Source organism: Nocardioides sp. NBC_00163, from assembly GCF_045206295.1.
Classification (GTDB): Bacteria; Actinomycetota; Actinomycetes; order Propionibacteriales; family Nocardioidaceae; genus Nocardioides.
Map to the genome: position 1 here is coordinate 5,722,959 of NZ_CP108155.1, position 20,307 is coordinate 5,743,265.

The following is a 20,307-nucleotide window of genomic DNA, read 5'->3' on the forward strand; positions in this document are numbered from 1 at the left end:
CAAGGTCGCGCCGTCGCGACGAAGCTCTGGTGTCAACGGACAGCGTTGAGGTGGCGCAGGACGCCGTCCTCGGTGTTCGCGCCGATGACCCCCGTGGCGGCAGCGAGGACTTCCGGGGCGGCGTTGGCGACGGCGTATGCCTCATCGGCTGCCCCGAACATGGGCAGGTCGTTGAGGTTGTCGCCGTAGGCGATGACCTGGTCGACGTCCAGGTAGTCGCGCAGCCAGGCGACGGCATGGGCCTTGGTGGCCCGAGCGGCGCTGAGCTCGAGGTACGTGTCTTGAGGGTGGTGAGTATCGATCTGCGCGATCAGGGAAAGCCTGCCATTGGTGGCAGTCGCGATGTCGACGGTCAGGTCAGCTATCGCCAGGGCCTCACTGATGATGGTTGCGTAGAAGACGCCGTCGCGGGGGAGATGCGCCCACCCAGGGGCCGGACGAAACCGTCGGTCCCCGACCCTGTCCGCAAGGAAGCGGCGCATGCCGTCGGACTCTTCGTCCTCGACCCAGGTCGCCCCTCTCGGCCATCGGAGTGCCGTTGTAGACGGTCGGCGGAACGCGGTGCTCGCGGCAGAGCCGAAGCACGGTGTCCAGGTCGTCGTCCGGGATGCGCTCCTCGTTGAGGATCGCGCCGCTGTCCGGGTCGAGCTGGAACGCCCCACCCGAGACGGTGACCGGGACCCGCAGGTCGAGCCCATCGGTGACTCGAGCCGCGGAGACGTACGAGCGGGCGGTCGCGTAGGTGAACTGCAGGCCGTTGGCGACGAGATCGTTGATGCCGTCACGGGTTGACGTCGAAAGCGAGGCGCCGGGGCCGAGGAGCGTGCCGTCGAGGTCGCTGAGGATCAAGGTGCTCAAGGGGTTCCGTTTTCGCTGGTGATGTAGGTCATGGTCATTCAAGGTGTTGCGTTCAGAACTGCCATGACATCTTCAGCGGTTGCCGACGCAAGCGCGATCCGATTCTCGGACACGCCGCACACTCGCAGACAGGTCGCGGCGACGGCATGCGCTTGGGCTGAGGTGACTTCATCGTCGCCGGAGCGGATTCGGATCACGACCTCGACCACCTGGACCAACAGCCCGCCCAGCTGGTTGCAGCTGATCGCTGCCGCCACCGGGCCATTGGCGACCTTAACCCCGAGCCGTGCGTACGCGGCACTCAACTCCTGGAGTGCAGGTTTGAACTCTCGGAAGACTCCGCTGTTTCGGACATCGGGCATCCGATAGAGCTTGCCGATGTTGTGAGGGGCCTTCGCCAAGGTGTCTACGTCGATCAGCGCGAGAAGATAGAGGGCTGCCTCCGGGACCTCGACCGGGCATTCGACCTCGATCTTCTCGACCTTGTCGAGGCTAGGTCGTACCGACAGATGCAGGAGCTCAGCGAGGATGTCGTCCTTCCCGGAGAAGTGGTAGTAGAGCGACGCCTGGCGGATCCCGCAAGCTTCAGCGATCTCACGCGTCGACGTGCCGGAGAAGCTGCGTTCGACGAACATCCGCGCGGCATGGTCGAGGATCTCCTCCCGTGCTGGGCGCTCGGATGATCGAGATCCCGTATGCCGTGGTCGGCCGGGACCCATCTGGATCGTTGTCATGATCGATGTCCTTGGGACGGCGAGTGGATGACTCCACGCTCGTCTGAGACGTGCTCTGCCGGAACGATCCGACCTCGACCACCTCCTGAACTTTTCTGCACTTTCATGGCAGGGTGATCGCCATGGCGACCATCCATGGCATCGAAGCGACCGCCGCCGAGCTGAACGCACTCGCGCTGACCGGCTACGGCCACTTCACCTCGATGCATGTCGAAGACGGCGCCGTACGCGGCTTCGATCTCCACATCGAACGCCTGCTCGGCAACGCCAAGACCGTATTCGACGCCGATCTCGACAAGGACGCCTTGATTGCTGACGTCCGTGCGGCCATCGCCGGATCAAGCGGGTCCTACACACTGCGGGTGACGATGTTCGACCCCACGATCAACCTCGGAAACATCGGCACGGTGGCCGCTCGCCCGGTCCCTCTGATCACCTCGCGCTTCAGGGGTGGCGGATCGCTGCCACCACTGCGGGCCAAGACAATCGCGTTCCAGCGCGACACCCCTGAGGTCAAACATGTTGGCCTGTTCAGCTCGCTCCACCACCGCGTCACCGCCAAGAAGGCTGGGTTCGATGACGTGCTGTTCATCGATCCGGTCAGCATGAACATCTCCGAGGGCAGTACCTGGAACATCGGGTTCATCACCGTCGACGGGGCTGTGATCTGGCCCGATGCGCCAGTTCTTCCAGGGGTCACGATGGCGCTCCTCCAAGCCGCCGGCCAGCACAGGCCACAGAGCGTCCCGCTCGATCAGATCGGCGAGATTCCGGCCGCGTTTGCGACCAACGCCAGCATCGGGGTACGCCCGATCAGCGCGATCGACGGCCACAGCTTCGATCCCGATCATCCCGTGATCGCTGAACTGCAGCGGGTGTACGCCGCCATCCCCGCACAACGGATCTGAGACACACCAGCCATGGCGATCGTCCCGGAGTGGTCAGGCGTCGAGCTGCGTGCCTTCAGGGTCGCAGCACGATGGAGCCAGGCCGATCTCGCTGCAAGACTCGAGGTCTCCGAACGCGGCATCGCCAAGGCCGAAGCCGCCGGCTCGGGGCACAGTCTGCGACCGATCACCCAAGCCATGCTCGACAATCTCCTGCGCCAGGCCCCGTCAGATGTCCACGCTCGCTTGGTCAACCTCCTGACCCGTGACGGCGAAACCACCTACCCCGTCGTGGCCGACCCAGAACCCGATCCCGTCCTCGGCGACCACTTCGTCAAGCATCCGCGCGACGGCAAGCTCATGGTCGAGGTGACCGCCGGCATCTATCTGGCCGGTCTCGAGGACGAACCTCGCTGGGAAGACACCTTCTGGCTCGACGTCCACCCGGTCACGGGCTCTGACTACGCCCGCTTCGTCGCCGCAACCGGCCACCGTGCCCCCGAGCACTGGCCCGACGGCCGCTGCCCCCTCGACCTCTACACGCATCCAGTCGCCCAGGTGACCTGGAACGACGCATGCGCTTACGCCGACTGGGCAGGCAAGATCCTTCCCACCGCCGCACAGTGGGAGAAAGCCGCACGAGGCCCCAACGGCAACATCTGGCCTTGGGGCAACGAGCACACCGCCGCCAAGTGCAACGTCAAAGAGACCGGCCTCGGCACCACCTCCAAGGTCAGCCGCTTCCAATCCGGAATCAGCCCGTTCTACGCCTACGACATGGTCGGCAACGTCTGGGAATGGACCCAGACCGCCGCTACACCCCGTCGGCGCGAACTCAAGGGCGGCGCTTGGACCAGCCCCCTGTTCACCGGTCGCCCGAGCGCCTTCAACGATGCCGACGCCACCATGCACGACAACGACACCGGCTTCCGGTGCGCGACGGTGACGCCGCCTAGCGGCTAGCTAAGGGCCGCATGTCACCGTCCTCGAAGAGATGTCGTGCGATTTTAAGTTGATCCGACGTACTCAATCTGCGGTAGGTCTGCGGAAGGTTCGAGCAAGCCGTGTTGGCATGTCGCTGAGTCGCCCTAGGTTGGCTCGGTGACGATGCACCGCGACGCGATGGACGAGCAGAGCACCCATCCCATATCGAAAGTCTCCGAGGGACCTGAAACGACGGAAACTCGAGCCGGGGCCACCACTGAAGCGGGCGCCGACCAGGAAGCGACTGACCGGGAGATCGTCGAGGACGAGAGATCTGAGCTGCGGAGCTTTGTCGCTGAGCTCAGCATGCCCGACATCAGGTCGGGGGACTGGTTCACCAAGCTCCTCAGCACCGCGCTCAGCACCTACACCAAGAAGGTCGACTGGCAGTACTTTCAGACCAAGTACCAGGGTGTTCCTGCGGATGCCATCGTCGACCAGCGGATCAAGATGGCTGCTCGCTACGCTGCGATCGAGGGTGGGCTCTCCGCCAGTGCATACACCGCGACCGTGGCGGCTACGATCGGCTCAGCGGGAGGGGCCTCACCGGCGACCGTTCCGGCCGCTGTCACGACGGTCATGGTGGACATCGCATACATCACCCGGCTCCAGCTTCACCTCGCCTATGACGTTGCAGTTCTCTATCGCGTCCCGCTCGATGTCTCCGATCCGGAGGATCTGTGGAAGCTCATCAGGGTGGCGTTCACGATCAAGGGCAGCGAGGTCGCCAAGGAGGGTGTTCTCAAGACCGTCCCGGTCGTCGTGCGACCCCTGGTCAAGAAGTTCTTCTCCGGCTCCGTGCTGACGAGCGCAAAGGCTCTGCCGGTCGTCGGCAAGTTCCTGCTGCAGCGCAACGTCATCAAGATCGGAATCCCGCTCGTCGGCGTACCCCTGGCGGTGCTGCTCAACCGGTACTCGACGCAGGTGGCGGGTCGTCACGCACGGGCCGCGTTCCGCAACGAGGCGCGGATCATCGAAATGGCCGAGAGGTTGAGCGAGCGCAGCATGCACCCACAGCTGATGCTGTGGGTCGTGTGGCTCGTCATGTGCTCGGACGGAAGGACAACTGACGACGAGGCCCTGCTGATGCGACACCTGGTGAGGCTGGTCCGCGAGCGCCACGAGGTGGTCGATGAACAGCTCGCCCAACTCGTTGAAGTCGACCCTGCAGACGTCTGGCATCGCGTTGACGCAGAGTCCGGGGATCTCAGCGACGTGCTCGAGGCAGCCAAGGCCGTCGCCATCATCGACGGCGGCACCCGGTCATCGGAACGAGAGATGCTCTCCGAGCTTGAAAGTCGGCTGGGAGCGACGGATGACGGAGCGGGTGGAGGTCGATGACCCGTCGCACGCACGGTGCCGCGGTATGGGCAACGGTTGGCAAGAGCGCAGGTGTCGTGCTGGCGACGGCCTTGATCGTCATCCTCTCCGGCTGTGGAACTACCGATAGCGGCTACTCCGGTGCGGATGCTGGCAACGCTCCCGTTCCGGCGACCTGCGAGGACACAGGGCTGGTCACGGTGGAGGGGGAAGGCTGCCTCAGCCCTGAGGCCATCGAACAGTGGATGACTTCCGGCTGCGCCGACCGGACCTATGAAGAATGCCAACAGCTCGGCTTTCCAGGCCCCTGGGAGATGGACGGTGAGTTTGGGGGCTTGGAGGCGAGCTCGAGTCCCAGCACGGACACCTCGTTCCTCGACAAGTGGGGCGGCGGCGCAGCGTCGGACTCTCCTCAGCCGGAGGCGGACCTGCTATCCGCGTCGGGCGAGTGGGACTGCACCTACCAGCCCACGTACGACTACGACTGGCACAACGACATCTACTGCACAGATGGCGTCGAGAGCGATCGGCCCTACCTCCTTCCCGATGACAGCTACATCACCGAGTCAGAGATCCGCGACGCTGCGAGAGAGCACGAGGAACTGTTCAACCGAAGTTAAATCCATGCTGTTCAGCGGCGAGGCCGCGCGGTCAGCGATCGGTGATGTCTGTCGACTCCGACAGACTTCGCCAATGGACAATCTGGTCTCTCCGCTGAGAACAATCATTGGGCGCCATCTACCATGCCGTGCGTGACTGACGAAGATGCACTCTTTCAGCTGTTCGATGATCCTTCCTCCGAGACGATCGCTCAGCCATCCGTGCCCCAGCCCATCGCTGCGTGGCAAATCAGCCAAATTCGCGCCGCGCTGGATTCTCTAGGTACGACGGACATGTCCGAGCGTCGGGAGCAAGTTGAGGCAGTCGTTGGCCGCCCGGTCGCGGCGCTGGGCGAACTGATGTACGACGATGTCCGACCGCTCCTTGAGGGGCTACACGCCCGTAGGGCGGCCTCGGGAGCGTCCACCACCTCGGCTTGGGATGAGCGGGACGAGGAGACATGGATCGACCGGCTCTGAGCCGTTATCGCGGGTTGGCGGAGGTTCTCGAACCGAGGAGCCGTCGAGTGTTCGACAAGGATGGTTTGCCGTCAGCTTCCCGCTCGACATCCGGCTCGCGAAGACTCTGCCAGCCGCCGTCGAAGCCGAACTTTGTAACGCTCCTGAGTGGATCCTTGATCCGGTGGATGATGAAGGCGTCGTCATCTTCAGCGTGCTCCACGACGTAAAGCCAGAAGTCGTCGTTTTCTCGATTCTCCTCTAGCTGGCGAGCCGAGAGCCAGACTCCGAAGGTCGTCCATGATTCCTGGATCGACTTCACCTCGATCCGGCGGACGACGTCACCTGCGTCATTGCGAGACAGGATGTCGAAGCCAGGGTTGGAGTGATCCTGTTCCTCCGGGATCCGGCCGCACGAACGCTCATAGTCGAGGACGTGGCGGACCCCCGAGGCGTCGATCGCTGAGCTAGCAGGAGCCTCGTCACCGTGCTCTTCACCGTGGTCACGGTTCTGCTCGTCGTGCTGTACGTAGGAGTACATATAGTCGCGGCGCCCGCCACTGAGCTTCGGGCGGACCCTACTGTCGGCGGAGCGCGTCCTCTGCGGACGACGCGCGGATCGTTCGTTGCTGATGCCGTCGCCTCCGGATTCGGCGGCAGAGGTTCCGACGGCATCGGCATTCGGCTCCTTCGACGCGTCCGGTACCCGCGGCCATTCAGAGGGTGCGGCATCGTCATCGTCGTCCGCAGCCTCCGCGGAGACGACGGTGTCGATGTGACCCCACGTAGTGACGTCCAGGTCTGGGACGCCATACTCGTCCAGCACTGCCATGGATTCCGATAGCGCGTCGGCCGAAAGCACTTCGTGTAGCGAGGGTGCGATGCTGCTCACGTCCGCATCGGGCCCGATGCACCGGGCGATCTCACGGGCAAGTGGTCGCGAAGGACTGTCAGATCTGACCAGGATCTGCCCGCGGTCCTCGAGGAAGACCGCCTCGACCGCTTCGGGTGCTGTCCTATAGTGCTGGTTCGCATACGTCACGTGATACTCGGTGGCGAGCGCCGGGACGAGCAGTATCTCGACGTTGTCCAGGCGTTCGGTGTCGTAGTGGAAGTCAGCGCTGCGATGCGCTTCAACGAGACGCTGTATCGCGATGATCCGCTCGTGGAGGCGGGAGGTGAGTCTCGGGGCCGGTTCCGACCCGAGGTCGTGATCGACGATGGTCTCGATCATCTCCTCGGCCGGGCGGACGCCAGCCGCGGCCAGGGCACGCTGGGTCGTCCGATCCCGCCTGATCAGATCGTGCTTGATCAGATCAATCTTCTCCGCGATTCGCCGGCCGTCGACGAACAGCAGCCGGTTGGGCTGCACGAGCATCTGACGAGCGTTGGGTACCGACCTAACGGCCGACAGCGAATGCAAGGCAGCAAGCGCTCCATCATGCTGCTCCATGTCTGCCAGCGCATGTTCAAGCAGCTCCCAGCATCGATGCACGACTCCGTGGTCGGACTCCTCGAGCGGATCGTTCCCCAACTCACGGCTGATCGTCCGTAGGATCACTTCGATCTGGGCGGGAGATGGCAAGTCGGTCACGCCGACGCGGTCATAGAACTCTTCGTTCGATCGTTGCCCGTGTGGAAGTTGCCGAGCCCATCGCCCTAAGCCGGGATCACTCCAGAAGACCATGCCCGGGTATAGGTACTCGCCGGGGCTGACCTGGATGCATCGTTGGTCTCGTAGTCGTTGGACCAGATCAACCTCCTTTGCTTCGCCAAGCGCACGGTAGACCTGATCGTGTACCGAAAGTCCGCGCTCCACGCAGTACTGCAGGTGCGCGACGATCATCTGCGTCGTCGGGGCGGAATTGACCCCAAGCGATTCGAGCACCGAGGAGCGACGCCCTTGCTCAGTCACAGGCAATTCGAGTTGTTTCCCTTGGGAGGCAAAGAGGTGCGCCTGGTATTTCGCGTAGATCGCGGACGGCGCGGCGCGTCCGCCTCCAGCAATAGGCAACCAGGCTGCGGTTCGCAGGCTCGCAAGCGAAGCGGGGAATTCATCACCCGTCCGCTCCGGAACCGCATCGAGGATAGCGAGGACGACGTCCGAGGTCGGATCAGATGCGCCGGCGGCGATTCGCTCGGCGGCCGTTGAGAGCACGTCGTTGCGAGGCGTCGGAGCAACTCCGAGCCAAGTTAGGGTCGAGAGGGATTCACTCCCGAGGTCGGCGAGATCGGCGATAGGTTGACCGGGGTCGATGAGGTGGAGCGCTCTGGACGACAGGTGCACGTCCTGCGCGCGTCGAACTGTGCCATCCAAGCAGCGCACCAGCGGCACCGCACCGAGCTGCTCTTGAAGCCCGCGTGACTGCTCGAGATGTGGCATCTCCATCCGGATGAACTCCATGACCGCAGGCAGTTGCGCCACGTCGATCAGTTCAGCGGCAGCAGCCGGGATGAGGTGGCGGCGCGCGTACTCGACTGCGTCGAGCACACGTGCGCCGAGCAGACCGAGTAGGTCCTCGTGTCCCGCGACAGCCTCGATGTCGACCACGTCCGCGACGCCGATGACGTCCTGAAAGGCTGACGGCAGCGACAGTTCGTCGAGCGGGCGTAGCGAACCGTCGGCACTCGGAAAGATTGGCAGCAGCCGCACCCGTGCTCGGGCTGATGGGTCCTCCAGCACGTCGCGGTGCCTCTCCAACCAGCTCAGCACATCGTGGTGCAAGGACTTCAACGACTCGACATCGGCCTCGAAGATCGACAGAGCATCAGCGGCTCCGAACATGTTGCACAGTGCGAGCATGGCCGGACTGAGCTCGCGAAGACGGTCCTCGTCGACGACCTTGATGCCCGGATGCAAGCGTGCGAATAGACCAAGATCGCTCCCCGAGAGGCGGAATGTGTCTACGGCCGGAGCGTACGACTGGTCGAGACAGGGGATGACAGCAACCGTGTCGGCTCCGACCTTCGCGAGGTCGGAACGGCCGCCGCGCCCGGAGAGCTGTTCAAAGAGAGCGAGCAGCTTGTCGGTCTCACTGTCGGTCGTGAACACGTCACTTGGCATCCTCCAGTGCCCGGTGACCCCAGCTGCACGGAGCGCCTCAATGATATCGGTCGCGCTGAGCTCGGAGATACCGTACGCAGAACGAGAGATCTGCAGGATCGATGACCGGATCGAGTCATCGACCAGGGGCAGCCCCAAGGTGGTGAGGACTCCGATGGCGTCACCGACACCGGATTCGCGCCCGACTAGGCAACCTTCGGGCGTGCGTACGCTGCCATCCGCAATCAGCGCGATCGAAGCGTGGCGTCCGGCCGCGGTAGCTAGGTCGAAGAAGGCGGCGAAGCACTCCGAGTACTCGCCTGACGGGATCGCGCGGCTCACCTTCTCTGCAGCCTCGAGGTAGCTCCAAGCTGCGGGGTATCCTGCTGCGTTAGCGATGTCCACGAGTCGGCTCGCCATGATCTTGGCGCTCGCCTCGATGAGCATGTCGTTCCACCGAGCCCGAAAGCTGGGCAGACCGAACTCGACGCTCTTTCGGTCCTGTCGAGGGTAGAAGCTCGCGTTAATGTGGGCCCGCCACCCCGCGCGAGTCTCGGTCGGCAGTCCAGCGTAGATCCGGCCGATCACGGTCTCGTCATCCACCGGCACAGCGATCTGAACCAAATCGGAACGATCTGCGGCGACCTGCTCGCTCGTGTCCCGCAGTTCGCTGGCCCGCTCAGCCCTCTCCTCGATGAGAAGCCATTCGATCACCTCTCGGTTCGGCTTGGCCGGGCCATCACGATCTTGCGCGATTTCAATTAGCAACTGGTGACCCTCACGAACGCGCGTCACCGTGGTGGTGCGACCGCCGCCGTCGACCCTGATCTCCAGAACATGAGCGAGGAACATGGCCGCGCTCTGCGAGCTGTCATGCAGTGCGGAAATGAGTCGGTCGAGCGTGGCGCCTTCGAGGACATCGACGTTGAGACCCGAGCGCAGCGCCGAGTCTGTCGTGGCCCACGGAAGGTGGAAGGTGGTCCCGGCACTGAGATGGTCTCGACCGCATCTTCCAGGGCAGATCTGGATCCGCTCGTCCTCGCTAGCGGATTCGTCAAGGATGAGGTGATGCCCGCTGGCAACCAGTTCCGGGTGATCGGTCACCTGGTAGACGGCGGTGAATCCGACCCCGAAGGCGCCGGTGGTCGCGGAGGAGCTTTCCTTGTGTCGGCCACCGACCCGTCTGAAAGAGTGCAGGTCGCAGGCCTTCCGGACATCGCTCGTCCACGGGCAGTCGGATGAGGTTTGATCCCCACAATCGGTGAACTCACCGGAGTTCCAGACGACCAGTTCCGTGCGGCTCGCGGTGAATCGGATGGAGGTTGCGCCGGCGTCGTCGGCGTTCTGGACTAACTCGTTGAGCAAGGTGGCGCCACCGCCAAGATCCTTGAGCGCGTTGGCGAGAACTCCGAGGTGATCCGACGAACGGGACAACGTCGAGAGGTCATCGAGACCGGCCATGGCCACCTTCCGGAGCGGGGGAGTACGACGCTAGCAACTGTCGATACTCGGCGGGGGTTGATTCTCAGTGACCCTGCCAAAACTGTCGGCGCCTGTGGCTAGAGTTCTGTATGTGCGAGAAGAGGTAGGCGCTGCCGCGTGAGTGAACCAGTTGACAACCCGATTCTGAACTCGCCCTACGAGCAGCCAGATCGCCACTACATCATTGGTCCGCAGGGACCGACCGGGGAGATCAAGGACGGCCGGCGGCCGAGCGAGTCGTTCGTCCCTATCGCCGTCAGCAAGAAGGGCAAGAAGGGCGGTGACGGATCCGAGCAGCAGGGTTTCGACTTCGATGCCACTCATGAGCGTCGTGAAAAAAACAGCCTGATCAACGACCTCCGTCGAGACGTTGAACGGTGGCGCCGCGACGGCCAGTACGCGGGCGTGACGCCCATCTCGCGGAAACTGCTCCAGCACTGGGCTGACCCAACTCGCGAGAACCGCGTTATCTTCGCGCAGCGAGAGGCTGCCGAGACTGCCATCTTTCTGACCGAGGTCGCAGGCCGGCACGCTCCGTACGCAGACTGGCGCAAGCGGCTCGAGCCCGAAAACGCGGCACACAACGGCGGCCTCCAGCGGGCGGCGCTCAAGATGGCCACAGGGTCGGGCAAGACCATCGTTATGGCGATGCTCATCGCCTGGCAGACGCTCAACAAGCAGTACGCCCCGCGAGATGCACGGTTCACGAACCGATTCCTCATTGTCGCTCCGGGCATCACGATCCGCGACCGCCTCCGAGTCCTGCTGCCCGAGGACACGGAGAACTACTACGACCTGCGAGACCTAGTCCCCGCCGACCTAAAGGGTGGGCTCGACAGTGCGCGCATAGTGATCACGAACTACCACTCCTTCCTCCTCAAGGACGCCAAGGAGATCAAAGGCGTCGCGAAGAACACCCGCTTGCTTCTCAAGGGCGATCGCGCTGAAGACCCGTTCAAGGAGACGCCCAAGGCGATGGTCAGCCGCGTGCTCCGTGACCTCGGCCCGGACAAGCAGCAGATCATGGTCCTCAACGACGAGGCCCACCACTGCTACCTCGCGCGGCCAATTCAGACTGGCGAGAAGCGCGCCAAGGAGCAGAACGAAGAGAACGAGCAGGCAGGTGTCTGGTTCTCCGGGCTCCAGGCCATTGCCAAGTATGTTGGCATCAAGCAGGTCTGGGACCTCTCCGCGACGCCGTTCTATCTCTCGGGCAGCGGCTACAACGAGGGCTACATCTTCCCGTGGACAGTCAGCGACTTCTCGCTCATGGACGCGATCGAGGCTGGCATCGTCAAGGTGCCTCGGACTCCGGTGGACGACGATGCCGACGAGGACCTCGTTACGTATTTGCGGCTCTGGGAGTACGTCGGCCAGTTGCTCCCGAAACGAGCCGCCAAGGACACAGTCAAGGACTGGCTCCCGCCCAAGGAACTTGAGGGGGCTCTTCGGAGCCTCTACCGCAGCTATGAGAAGGCCTACCAGCATTGGGAGACCGCCCTCAAGCCATACGGAGAGACGCCCCCTGTCTTCATCGTGGTCTGCCCGAACACAGTCGTGAGCAAGCTGGTGCACGACTGGATAGCCGGTGAGGCCATCGTCGAGGACGGGGATGTCATCGCGCACAAGGCGGGCAACCTCGCGCTGTTCAGCAACATTGTCAACGGTCAGCCGGTCGCGCGACCGTTCAGTATCCTGGTCGACTCTGCACAGTTGGAGTCCGGCGAGGCACTCAAGGACGACTTCAAGAAGGCGGCCGGTCTCGAGATCGCCAAGTTCAAGGCTGAGTACCGCCAACGCAACCCCGGTGCGGATACTGACAAGCTCACCGACCAAGACCTGTTGCGCGAGGTCATGAACACCGTTGGCAAGAAGGGCAAGCTCGGTGCTGACGTCCGCTGTGTCGTCAGCGTCTCGATGCTCACTGAGGGCTGGGATGCCAACACTGTCACGCACATCCTGGGTGTGCGAGCGTTTGGCAGTCAGTTGCTCTGCGAGCAGGTGGTCGGCCGTGGGCTGCGGCGACGCAATTACGCCACAAACGAGGACGGCTACTTCGAGCCGGAGTACGCCAACGTGTACGGCATCCCGTTCCAGTTCATTTCCAGTGACAAGCCGATCGTCGACCCTGCCCCGCCTAAGCCTTCAGTGGAGGTGCGAGCACTCGAAGAGCGTGAGGACCTGCGCATCACCTTCCCGAAGCTCGACGGCTACCGCGTAGAACTACCCGACGAGGACATCTGGCTCGATCTGGACAACGCGCCCGTGTTCGAGATCGGCCCGAACACTGTTCCGACCTGGGTCGAAATGGGAGGCGTCGTCGGTAGGCGCGAGCTCGAGGAAGGGGACCCCACCGCGTACCGCCCGCAGCAGGTCGCTTTCGCCCTGGCCAAGCGGATTCTCGATGAGCAGTTCACTGTGGCTGGCGACAAGCGTCCATGGCTCTTCCCGAAGCTTGTGAAGATCTGCCAGGACTGGATCGAGCAGAGGGTCGTGCTCAAGGGTGATTACAACCTGGGGTACCTCATGACCATCACTGAGGCGCGAGTCCTCGCGGCCGAGCAGGTCTGGAATGCCATCACCCGGCACGTGGGCAACCGTCGAGAACGGCTGCGCCCAATGATCAATCGCTTCGATCCAGAAGGCTCGACGGGCGACGTCGATTTCATCACCCGCAAGCGAGTGGTCACAACCGAGAAGTCCGAGGTCTCCCACGTCACCCTCGATGGCAAGGACGGCAACACCTGGGAGCAGCTCATGGCCAGCGAGCTTGAGCTGAACAAGAACGTGCACGCCTTCGTCAAGAACGACCACCTCGGCTTCTCGATCCCGTACGTCCACAAGGGACGTAGCCACTCGTACGTACCGGACTTCCTGGTGCGGCTTGTCAACCACGACGCGTCCGACATCGAGCGCACCTTGATCATCGAAGTCTCCGGGAGCCAGAAGAGCCCGGGACCGACGCAGCAGAAGGCGGTCACGGCCCGCGACTCATGGTGCACCGCAGTGAACAATCACGGCGCCTTCGGCCGCTGGGGCTACATCGAGATGACCGATCCCAACAGCTTCAAAGTCCGGATCGCCGACGCGATCCAGGCTCTGTACGACGACGCGCCGATCATCGGCGACCCCGGACTTCTCGACTTCACCGAGACTGGCAGCGATAGGAGCGCTCGTGGCGCGTAACACCTCAAAGGGACCGACTCCGGTCACCTCGATCACCCACGACGAGAAGCGGACTAACATCCCCACCGCAGACGCGATCGACTTCCACGACAGCCCGGTCCTGGAGGAAGTCCGGCAGGTTCGGTATGCCCGTGACGAGGCGCTCGACCCTCAGCTCGTCTGGCGGGATAAGTACCCCCCAGCCGAGGACTTGGATGAGTACGATGACGACCTCGTCACGGACGCACCACCGATTTACATCCAGGAGAAGATCGACCCTAGGGTACTGATCGAGAACCTCCGTCGCACAGCCGACCGCCCGGAGGACGAGCCCGAGCTCACGCTGTTCGACTCATTCGACGGACTCGACGACCTCCAACAGATCGAGTTCTACGAGCACGATGCCAACTGGTCGAACCGGATGATCCTCGGTGACAGCCTCCAGGTCATGGCTTCGCTCGCCGATCGGGAGAAGCTCCGCGGCAAGGTCCAGATGGTCTACATCGACCCGCCCTACGGCATTAGGTTCGGCTCCAACTGGCAGGCGTCGACCCGAAACCGGACCGTCCGCGATGGGAATTTGCACGATGCGGTACGTGAGGCGGAGCAGATTAAGGCGTTCCGCGATACCTGGGAGTTGGGCATTCACTCCTACCTCAGCTACCTGCGGGATCGATTGACGGCAGCGCGAGACATGCTCACGGAGTCAGGCTCCTGCTTTCTCCAAATCGGGGACGAAAACGTCCACCTTGTTCGAACGATCTTGGATGAAGTTTTCGGCTCGGAGAACTTTGTGAGCCAGATCGTGGTCAGAACTACCTCGAGCGCGACGGCTGAATTCCTTCCCAATACAGGCGACTACGTGTTGTGGTTCGCTAAAAACAAAGATCTGTTGAAGTATCGGCAGTTATTCAGCTCCAAGACGGCAGGAGGTGCCACTGCCGCGCTCTATCGGCAGCTCAGGCTGAGTGATGGTTCCGAAAGGAGGGCCACCCCGGAAGAAGTGTCCGGGGCTGTGCCACTACCGGAGGGGGCTCGCCTATTTCGGCCGGACAACATTACGAGTCAGCGACCACCCGGCAGTTTTCCTGTCGTAGTGGCCGGGCGGACTTACACGCCCGGTAGGGGATATTGGAAGACTTCAGAGGCGGGCATGGCCAGACTTGCCCTGGCTGGCCGCCTACGGCCAACGAGCGGAAACTCGATCCAATACGTACGCTATCTGGACGACTTCCCTGCGGTTGCGATCAATAATGTCTGGACTGATACCGGCACAGGCTCCTTCACAGATGACAAGGTCTATGTCGTCCAGACGAATACGAAAGTGATCGAACGCTGTGTCCTGATGGCAACGGACCCGGGCGACCTCGTCTTGGACCCGACGTGCGGCAGCGGGACGACGGCGTTCGTGGCCGAGCAATGGGGGCGACGATGGGTCACAATCGACACGTCTCGAGTCGCTCTAGCGCTCGCGCGGCAGCGGGTAATGGGCGCGCGGTACCCATGGTACCTACTCGCGGACACGGAGGAGGGATTCCGTAAAGAGCAGGCTTTGACCGCGCATTTGCTCCCTCGCCAACAGTTCGGCGGGGATATCCGGCACGGATTTGTTTATGACCGGATCCCCCATGTCATGCTCAAGGCGATCGCCAACAATCCCGATATTTCGGACGGAATGAGCCGGGTCGAGATCGATGCTGCGATTAAGCGACACGCCGAATTTGAAACTCTCTACGACAGGCCATTCAACGATCCGTCGAGGGTTCGAGTCGCTGGACCCTTCACGGTTGAGTCCCTTAGCCCGCACCGGGCGCTCTCCTTCAAGGACTGGGATGAGCCGGTCTCCGAGACTGAGGCGGCGAAGGATGCGGATGCGCCAAACTTCGAGCAGTCGATCCTGGACAACTTGAGGAAAGCCGGCATCCAGAACGGAACCAAGGCGGAGCGGATCAAGTTCGCCGCGTTCGAGACCTACGCAGGTTCCTATATCCAGGCCATCGGTGAGCAGATCCCAAGCGGCGATCACGCGAAGCCTTCTCGGGTGGCAATCGCAGTGGGGCCGCAGTACGGCACGGTCAGTTCGTCATACGTGAAGAACGCGGCAAAGGAAGCTATCCGTGCTGAGGGAGTCGACCTGCTCTGCATCCTCGGGTTCGCGTTCGATCCGAACGTCACCAACGTCACTGAGACGGATGGGGTGACGGTCGAGGCAACCGACGATGGCTTCGCTCACGTAGAGGGGGCGCGCTTGCTGGGCAAGCTGCCGGTCTTGATGGTTCGGATGAACGCCGATCTCCTCATGGGGGAGGAGCTCAAGAAGACTGGCGCCGGCAACCTCTTCACCGTGTTCGGCGAGCCGGACATCGAGATCACAGACACCGGCGATGGCTACGCCGTCGACCTCAAGGGTGTCGACATCTACGACCCGACGACTGGAGAGGTGCGGAGCAACGACACCAGCCAGATCGCCCTGTGGATGATCGACACCGACTACAACGGCGAGTCGTTCTTCGTCCGGCACTGCTACTTCACCGGGGGCAACGACCCGTACAAGCGACTGAAGACAGCGCTGAAGGCCGACGTCGACCAGGACGCCTGGGAGTCGATGTACCAGACCGTCTCGCGCCCCTTCCCAGCTCCGGTGGACGGCAACAAGATCGCAGTGAAGGTCATCAACGACTACGGCGACGAGGTCATGAAGGTCTTCGAGGTCAACTGATGATGTGGAAGGAACCTTGGGTCTGGGAGATTCGGAACCTGAAGGGTCCGCTCAGATCCACGCAACTCCTTGAGACGGCCCGAGACCACGCTGATCGCGAGTTGGTTCTTGATCTGACGAAAGTGCGCGAGGTTTATCCGAACGGCGCAGTTCCGTTCTCCGCGAATCTTGCCTTTCTTCGGTCGAGCACGGATCAGCGCATCACCGTGAAGCTGGCGGACGACTCAAGACTGACGCACCTCGAAACTCCACTGACTGTCGACACCTACGATCGCACGGCTGGTCACACGCTCACCAACTCGGTTTGGCGGTACGACACCGAAGCAGATGCGCAGAAGGTGACGAACATGTACATGGAAGCCCTGACCGACCAGGTGCAATGCGAAGAGGGCGTGATTGACGCGATCACATGGTGCTTGTACGAGGTCATGGACAACGTGTTCGCACACAGTCATGCGAAGTCTGGCTACGTCATGATGCAACTGCACAAGCATGAGCGCCGCTGCGTGATTGCCGTCGGAGACACGGGAATTGGCATTCAACGATCCTTGGTCGAGACAAGGGCAGCGCCGATCGAGGTGCTCAAGGACCCTTCGCTGTCCATCGAGTTCGCGCTTCAACAGGGAGCCACCAGTAAGGGTGGCGCCCATCAAGGCAACGGACTGTACGGGCTGCGGAAGGCCGTCGAGGTAAATGGTGGTGAGCTCTGTGTGACGTCTGGGTGGGGTCGCTGGGGCCTCCGGACAGGAAAAACACGTCAAGAGACCGACCGCTTCAGAGCCCTTCCAGATATCGAGGATCACCAAGCAACGCTCGTCGATTGGCAGCTTGACTGCTCCACGAAGGTGCGAATCGATGAAGCACTTGGCCGTCGCGAAATGCCCAGCGAGTTTCTTGAGTCGATCGAGGACGATGAAGGCGTTCATCGCGTTCCGGTTGTAGAGATTGAGGAGTCTCTTGGCTCCCGCAAGCTTGGTGCGGAGATCCGCACCCGCCTAGAGAACTACCTTGCCGCGGGAGCGAAGTTTGTTGTCCTTGACTTCAAAGGTGTGGGGGTTGTGTCGTCAAGCTTCGCTGACGAGGTGTTGGCGAAGCTTGCAGTTTCGATGGGCGAGCTCGAGTTCAGGCGACGCGTGTTCATCGACAACGCATCGGTGACGAATCGAGGCCTCGTAGAGACGGCCATCGGGCTCCGACTCGAGGCTGAGGGGCGTCAATGACGACCTACACTTCGGCACAGGAGGAGGCGATCGGATGCTTGCAGGAACCGCTGCAGATCATCGCCTGTGCTGGATCGGGCAAGACTCAGGTCATCTCGCAGCGCGTTGCCGAGATCCTCAAGCAATCAGGGGTCGCGCCGCGCAACGTCATTGCCTTCACGTTCACTGAGAAGGCCGCGGCGGAGCTCAAGGAGCGCATCCATACGGTTCTCGAGGCCGAAGGCGTCAGCACCCAAGGCATCGCGGAGATGTACGTAGGCACCATGCATGGCTACGCGCTCGATCTGGTCCAGCGCCTCGTGCCCGAGACGTTCAAGTTCACTGTGCTGACCGACATCACGACGCGCCTGTTCATTGACCGCAACAGTCGGAAGTCTGGGCTCACCGAGTGCCCCACTATGTCGCCAGGGACACCTCGCCTCCGGCGCTTCCTCCACTCGAAGCTCTACATGCAGGCCACGAGCGTGCTGCGGGAAGACACCATCGACGAGGAACAGGTCCCGGCCGGCGTGCTCAAGTCCCACTGGGACTACATGAAGTTGCTGTACGACAACGCGTTTTTCGACTTCACCGAGATGATCAACCTGGCGGTGCAGCTCCTCGAAGGTGACCCCGACGAGGACATCGAGGCTGCGCTGGTCCAGCGGAACGTTCGCGATGAGATTCGCTATGTCGTCGTCGACGAGTACCAGGACGTCAACCCTCTCCAGGAACGACTCATCCGCGGGCTGGTTCAGTTCGGTGCGAACCTCTGCGTCGTCGGTGATGACGACCAGACGATCTACCAGTGGCGCGGCAGCGAGGTCAGCAACATCCTGACCTTCAAAGACCGCTACCCCGGCGTTCGCCAGGTCACTCTCGACGACAACTTCCGCTCGAGCGAGGGCGTGGTTGAAGTCGGCAGGTCGGTCGCTGAACTCATCCCGTTCGGTGCGAGGCTGTCGAAGGCGATGGTGGCCTCGGGGCACCAGAGGTTCGATCGCGGGGATCTTCTGGCTCTCGACTTCACTGAGCCGGATGCGGAGGCGGCGTGGATCTGCGACCGTCTCGAGGCCATGCGGGGGGTCCCATTCGCTGATGGGCCGAGTGCGGATCCTCGTGGCTTGTCCTGGTCGGACTGCGCGGTGCTCTTCCGGTCTGTAGCTCGCGATGCAGGCCCTCTTGTGGACGAGATGCGGCGGCGCGGAATACCCTTCGTCATCAAGGGACTCAACCGGTTGTTCGACAGTCCTGAGATTCACGCAGTCGTCGGCGTCTTCCAATACATGGTCGGTGAGATCGACGGTGTGGGACTGCGGGCACTTTTCGACGACGCCTCGCTCTTGCCTGTCGGTAGCGACTGGGCAGCCGCGGTGCGTGTGCTGGAAGACGGTCGCGATTTCGACCGCGGCAAGCGGTGGGGGGTTTACAACATCCAGCGCTTGTACCTGGAGTTCCTAGAAGCGCTGACGCTTCGCGAAGACACCGTCCCGGGTAACGCCGCCAAAGCGGAGCTGGTCTTCTACCAGCTGGGCAAGTTCAGCCAGGCGATCTCGGACTTCGAAGCGATCTACTTCAACACCGACCCAGCCCAGAAGTACAAGTCGTTCGCTGATTGGCTAGAACACCAGGCCCCCGACTACTACGCGGACGCAGATGCGGACGTTGGTTACGCTGCGCCGGATGCGGTCGTCATCTCGACTGTCCACCAGGCCAAGGGCATGCAGTGGCCCGTTGTATTCGTGCCCTGTCTCCGCAACAACCGATTCCCGGCGAAACGCCAGGGCGGACTCGGCCTGTTCCACGTCATCCCGGACGCCGCGGTTGCAGGCCCCGATCGTTACCGAGGGACGGTCGAAGACGAGACGCGCCTCTTCTATGTCGCGGTCACGCGCGCCCAGAAATACCTGTTCGCAACGTACTCGCCTGTGCCGGGAAACCGGCTCTACGGTCGTCGATCCCAGTTCTTCGACCACTGCGCGCGCCAGCCCTGGTTCCTGACCCGTGACCCGGGGGCGCCGACATCGACCCTCGCACCTCACGCGAAGCAGGCGATTCCGAACGTCACGCTCTCCTTCTCAGAGCTCAAGTACCTGTTCGAGTGCCCGTACCAGTTCAAGCTGCGGTTCCTCTACGGCTTCAACCCGCCGCTGCACGAGGCGCTTGGCTATGGAAAGGGGTTGCACGACGCACTCGCTGAAGCGCATAAGCGAGCCTTGGACGGCGACCTTCTTACAGCCGGTGCGGCCGAGGACCTTGTCGATCGCCACCTCCACACGCCGTATGCCTACCCCGCGCTCAAGGCGACCCTGCGAACTGCGGCCATCAAGTCTGTCGAGCGCTACCTGACCGACCATGCGGCGGACCTGGAACAGACTGTTCACAGCGAGAAGCAGATCCAGGTTCACGTGGCGCCTGGGATTACGGTCGATGGCCGCATCGATCTCGTTCGCCGACTCGACAGCGATGAAGTCGCGATTGTCGACTTTAAGTCCACGGCGCGGGCGCAAGATGAAGACGTCACGCGCGACCAGCTTCACGTTTATGCCGTTGGCTATCAGGAACTAACCGGTGAGCGCGCCGACCTCATCGAGGTGCTCAATCTGGATGAGCAAGGTAAGACGATCAGGGAACTGGTGGAGGACCCGCTCCTCAGCGCCGTTCGAGGGCGGATCAAGACGGCTGGGGACTCCCTGCGTGACAACGATCTTCCGCGGCTGCCGGTCTGGGTGGAGAAGTGCATCAAGTGCGACCTCGCGGAACTTTGCAGGGACGTGCCTGAGGATGATCGACGGGCTCGGAGAGCGGCTTCTGGCCGATAACGCCTGAATCTGTCGGACCCTTGTGGAAGTCTTAAG

Annotated in this window: 13 protein-coding genes; 9 read left to right on the forward strand and 4 right to left on the reverse strand. The window is 62.5% G+C overall.

Annotation, left to right across the window (positions count from 1 at the left end; genetic code table 11):
• Nucleotides 1-32: 32 nt before the first annotated feature.
• From OG801_RS27355 to OG801_RS27365, 3 genes are read right to left on the reverse strand one after another with little or no spacing between them, the layout of a single operon-like run.
• Nucleotides 33-482 carry an HAD family hydrolase gene (locus OG801_RS27355; RefSeq protein WP_406032212.1) on the reverse strand — a complete coding sequence of 150 codons (450 nt, stop codon included), beginning with the start codon at nucleotides 480-482 and terminating at the stop codon, nucleotides 33-35.
• The gene (locus tag OG801_RS27360; protein ID WP_406032213.1) at nucleotides 376-858 is read right to left on the reverse strand and encodes an HAD family hydrolase; all 483 of its coding nucleotides are present in this window, start codon (nucleotides 856-858) and stop codon (nucleotides 376-378) included. Before OG801_RS27360 ends, OG801_RS27355 begins: the two co-directional genes overlap by 107 nt.
• Nucleotides 859-896: 38 nt before the next feature.
• Complete coding sequence (locus OG801_RS27365) at nucleotides 897-1,592, reverse strand: TetR/AcrR family transcriptional regulator (RefSeq protein ID WP_406032215.1); 696 nt, start codon at nucleotides 1,590-1,592, stop codon at nucleotides 897-899.
• A gap of 122 nt (nucleotides 1,593-1,714) precedes the next feature.
• Between OG801_RS27365 and OG801_RS27370 the strand changes: the two genes are divergently transcribed.
• From OG801_RS27370 to OG801_RS27390, 5 genes are all read left to right on the forward strand, one after another.
• The gene (locus OG801_RS27370; RefSeq protein ID WP_406036312.1) at nucleotides 1,715-2,500 is read left to right on the forward strand and encodes an aminotransferase class IV; all 786 of its coding nucleotides are present in this window, start codon (nucleotides 1,715-1,717) and stop codon (nucleotides 2,498-2,500) included.
• A 12-nt stretch (nucleotides 2,501-2,512) separates the two neighbouring features.
• The gene (locus OG801_RS27375) at nucleotides 2,513-3,442 is read left to right on the forward strand and encodes an SUMF1/EgtB/PvdO family nonheme iron enzyme (protein WP_406032217.1); all 930 of its coding nucleotides are present in this window, start codon (nucleotides 2,513-2,515) and stop codon (nucleotides 3,440-3,442) included.
• Nucleotides 3,443-3,580: 138 nt separating this feature from the next.
• The gene (locus OG801_RS27380; RefSeq protein WP_406032219.1) at nucleotides 3,581-4,804 is read left to right on the forward strand and encodes a hypothetical protein; all 1,224 of its coding nucleotides are present in this window, start codon (nucleotides 3,581-3,583) and stop codon (nucleotides 4,802-4,804) included.
• Nucleotides 4,801-5,403 (forward strand): hypothetical protein, encoded by a 603-nt coding sequence (locus tag OG801_RS27385; RefSeq protein WP_406032221.1) that lies wholly within the window; start codon nucleotides 4,801-4,803, stop codon nucleotides 5,401-5,403. The genes OG801_RS27380 and OG801_RS27385 overlap by 4 nt, the downstream gene beginning before the upstream one ends.
• 132 nt (nucleotides 5,404-5,535) lie before the next feature.
• Nucleotides 5,536-5,862 carry a hypothetical protein gene (locus tag OG801_RS27390; protein WP_406032223.1) on the forward strand — a complete coding sequence of 109 codons (327 nt, stop codon included), beginning with the start codon at nucleotides 5,536-5,538 and terminating at the stop codon, nucleotides 5,860-5,862.
• A 4-nt stretch (nucleotides 5,863-5,866) separates the two neighbouring features.
• Here OG801_RS27390 and OG801_RS27395 read toward each other — a convergent pair whose 3' ends face one another.
• On the reverse strand, nucleotides 5,867-10,345 hold the full coding sequence (locus tag OG801_RS27395; RefSeq protein WP_406032224.1) for a protein NO VEIN domain-containing protein: 4,479 nt from the start codon (nucleotides 10,343-10,345) through the stop codon (nucleotides 5,867-5,869).
• Between the two features lie 138 nt (nucleotides 10,346-10,483).
• On the opposite strand from OG801_RS27395, the gene OG801_RS27400 reads away from it, so the two are divergent.
• From OG801_RS27400 to OG801_RS27415, 4 genes are read left to right on the forward strand one after another with little or no spacing between them, the layout of a single operon-like run.
• Entirely contained in the window at nucleotides 10,484-13,552 is a 3,069-nt protein-coding gene (locus OG801_RS27400; protein WP_406032225.1) for a BPTD_3080 family restriction endonuclease, read from the forward strand.
• Nucleotides 13,542-16,250 (forward strand): site-specific DNA-methyltransferase, encoded by a 2,709-nt coding sequence (locus OG801_RS27405; RefSeq protein WP_406032227.1) that lies wholly within the window; start codon nucleotides 13,542-13,544, stop codon nucleotides 16,248-16,250. The genes OG801_RS27400 and OG801_RS27405 overlap by 11 nt, the downstream gene beginning before the upstream one ends.
• Nucleotides 16,250-17,470, forward strand: coding sequence for an STAS-like domain-containing protein (locus OG801_RS27410; protein ID WP_406032229.1), 1,221 nt, complete (start codon nucleotides 16,250-16,252; stop codon nucleotides 17,468-17,470). The genes OG801_RS27405 and OG801_RS27410 overlap by 1 nt, the downstream gene beginning before the upstream one ends.
• Nucleotides 17,467-20,271, forward strand: a complete 2,805-nt coding sequence (locus tag OG801_RS27415) for an ATP-dependent helicase (RefSeq protein WP_406032231.1) — start codon at nucleotides 17,467-17,469, stop codon at nucleotides 20,269-20,271. The genes OG801_RS27410 and OG801_RS27415 overlap by 4 nt, the downstream gene beginning before the upstream one ends.
• Nucleotides 20,272-20,307: the final 36 nt, after the last annotated feature.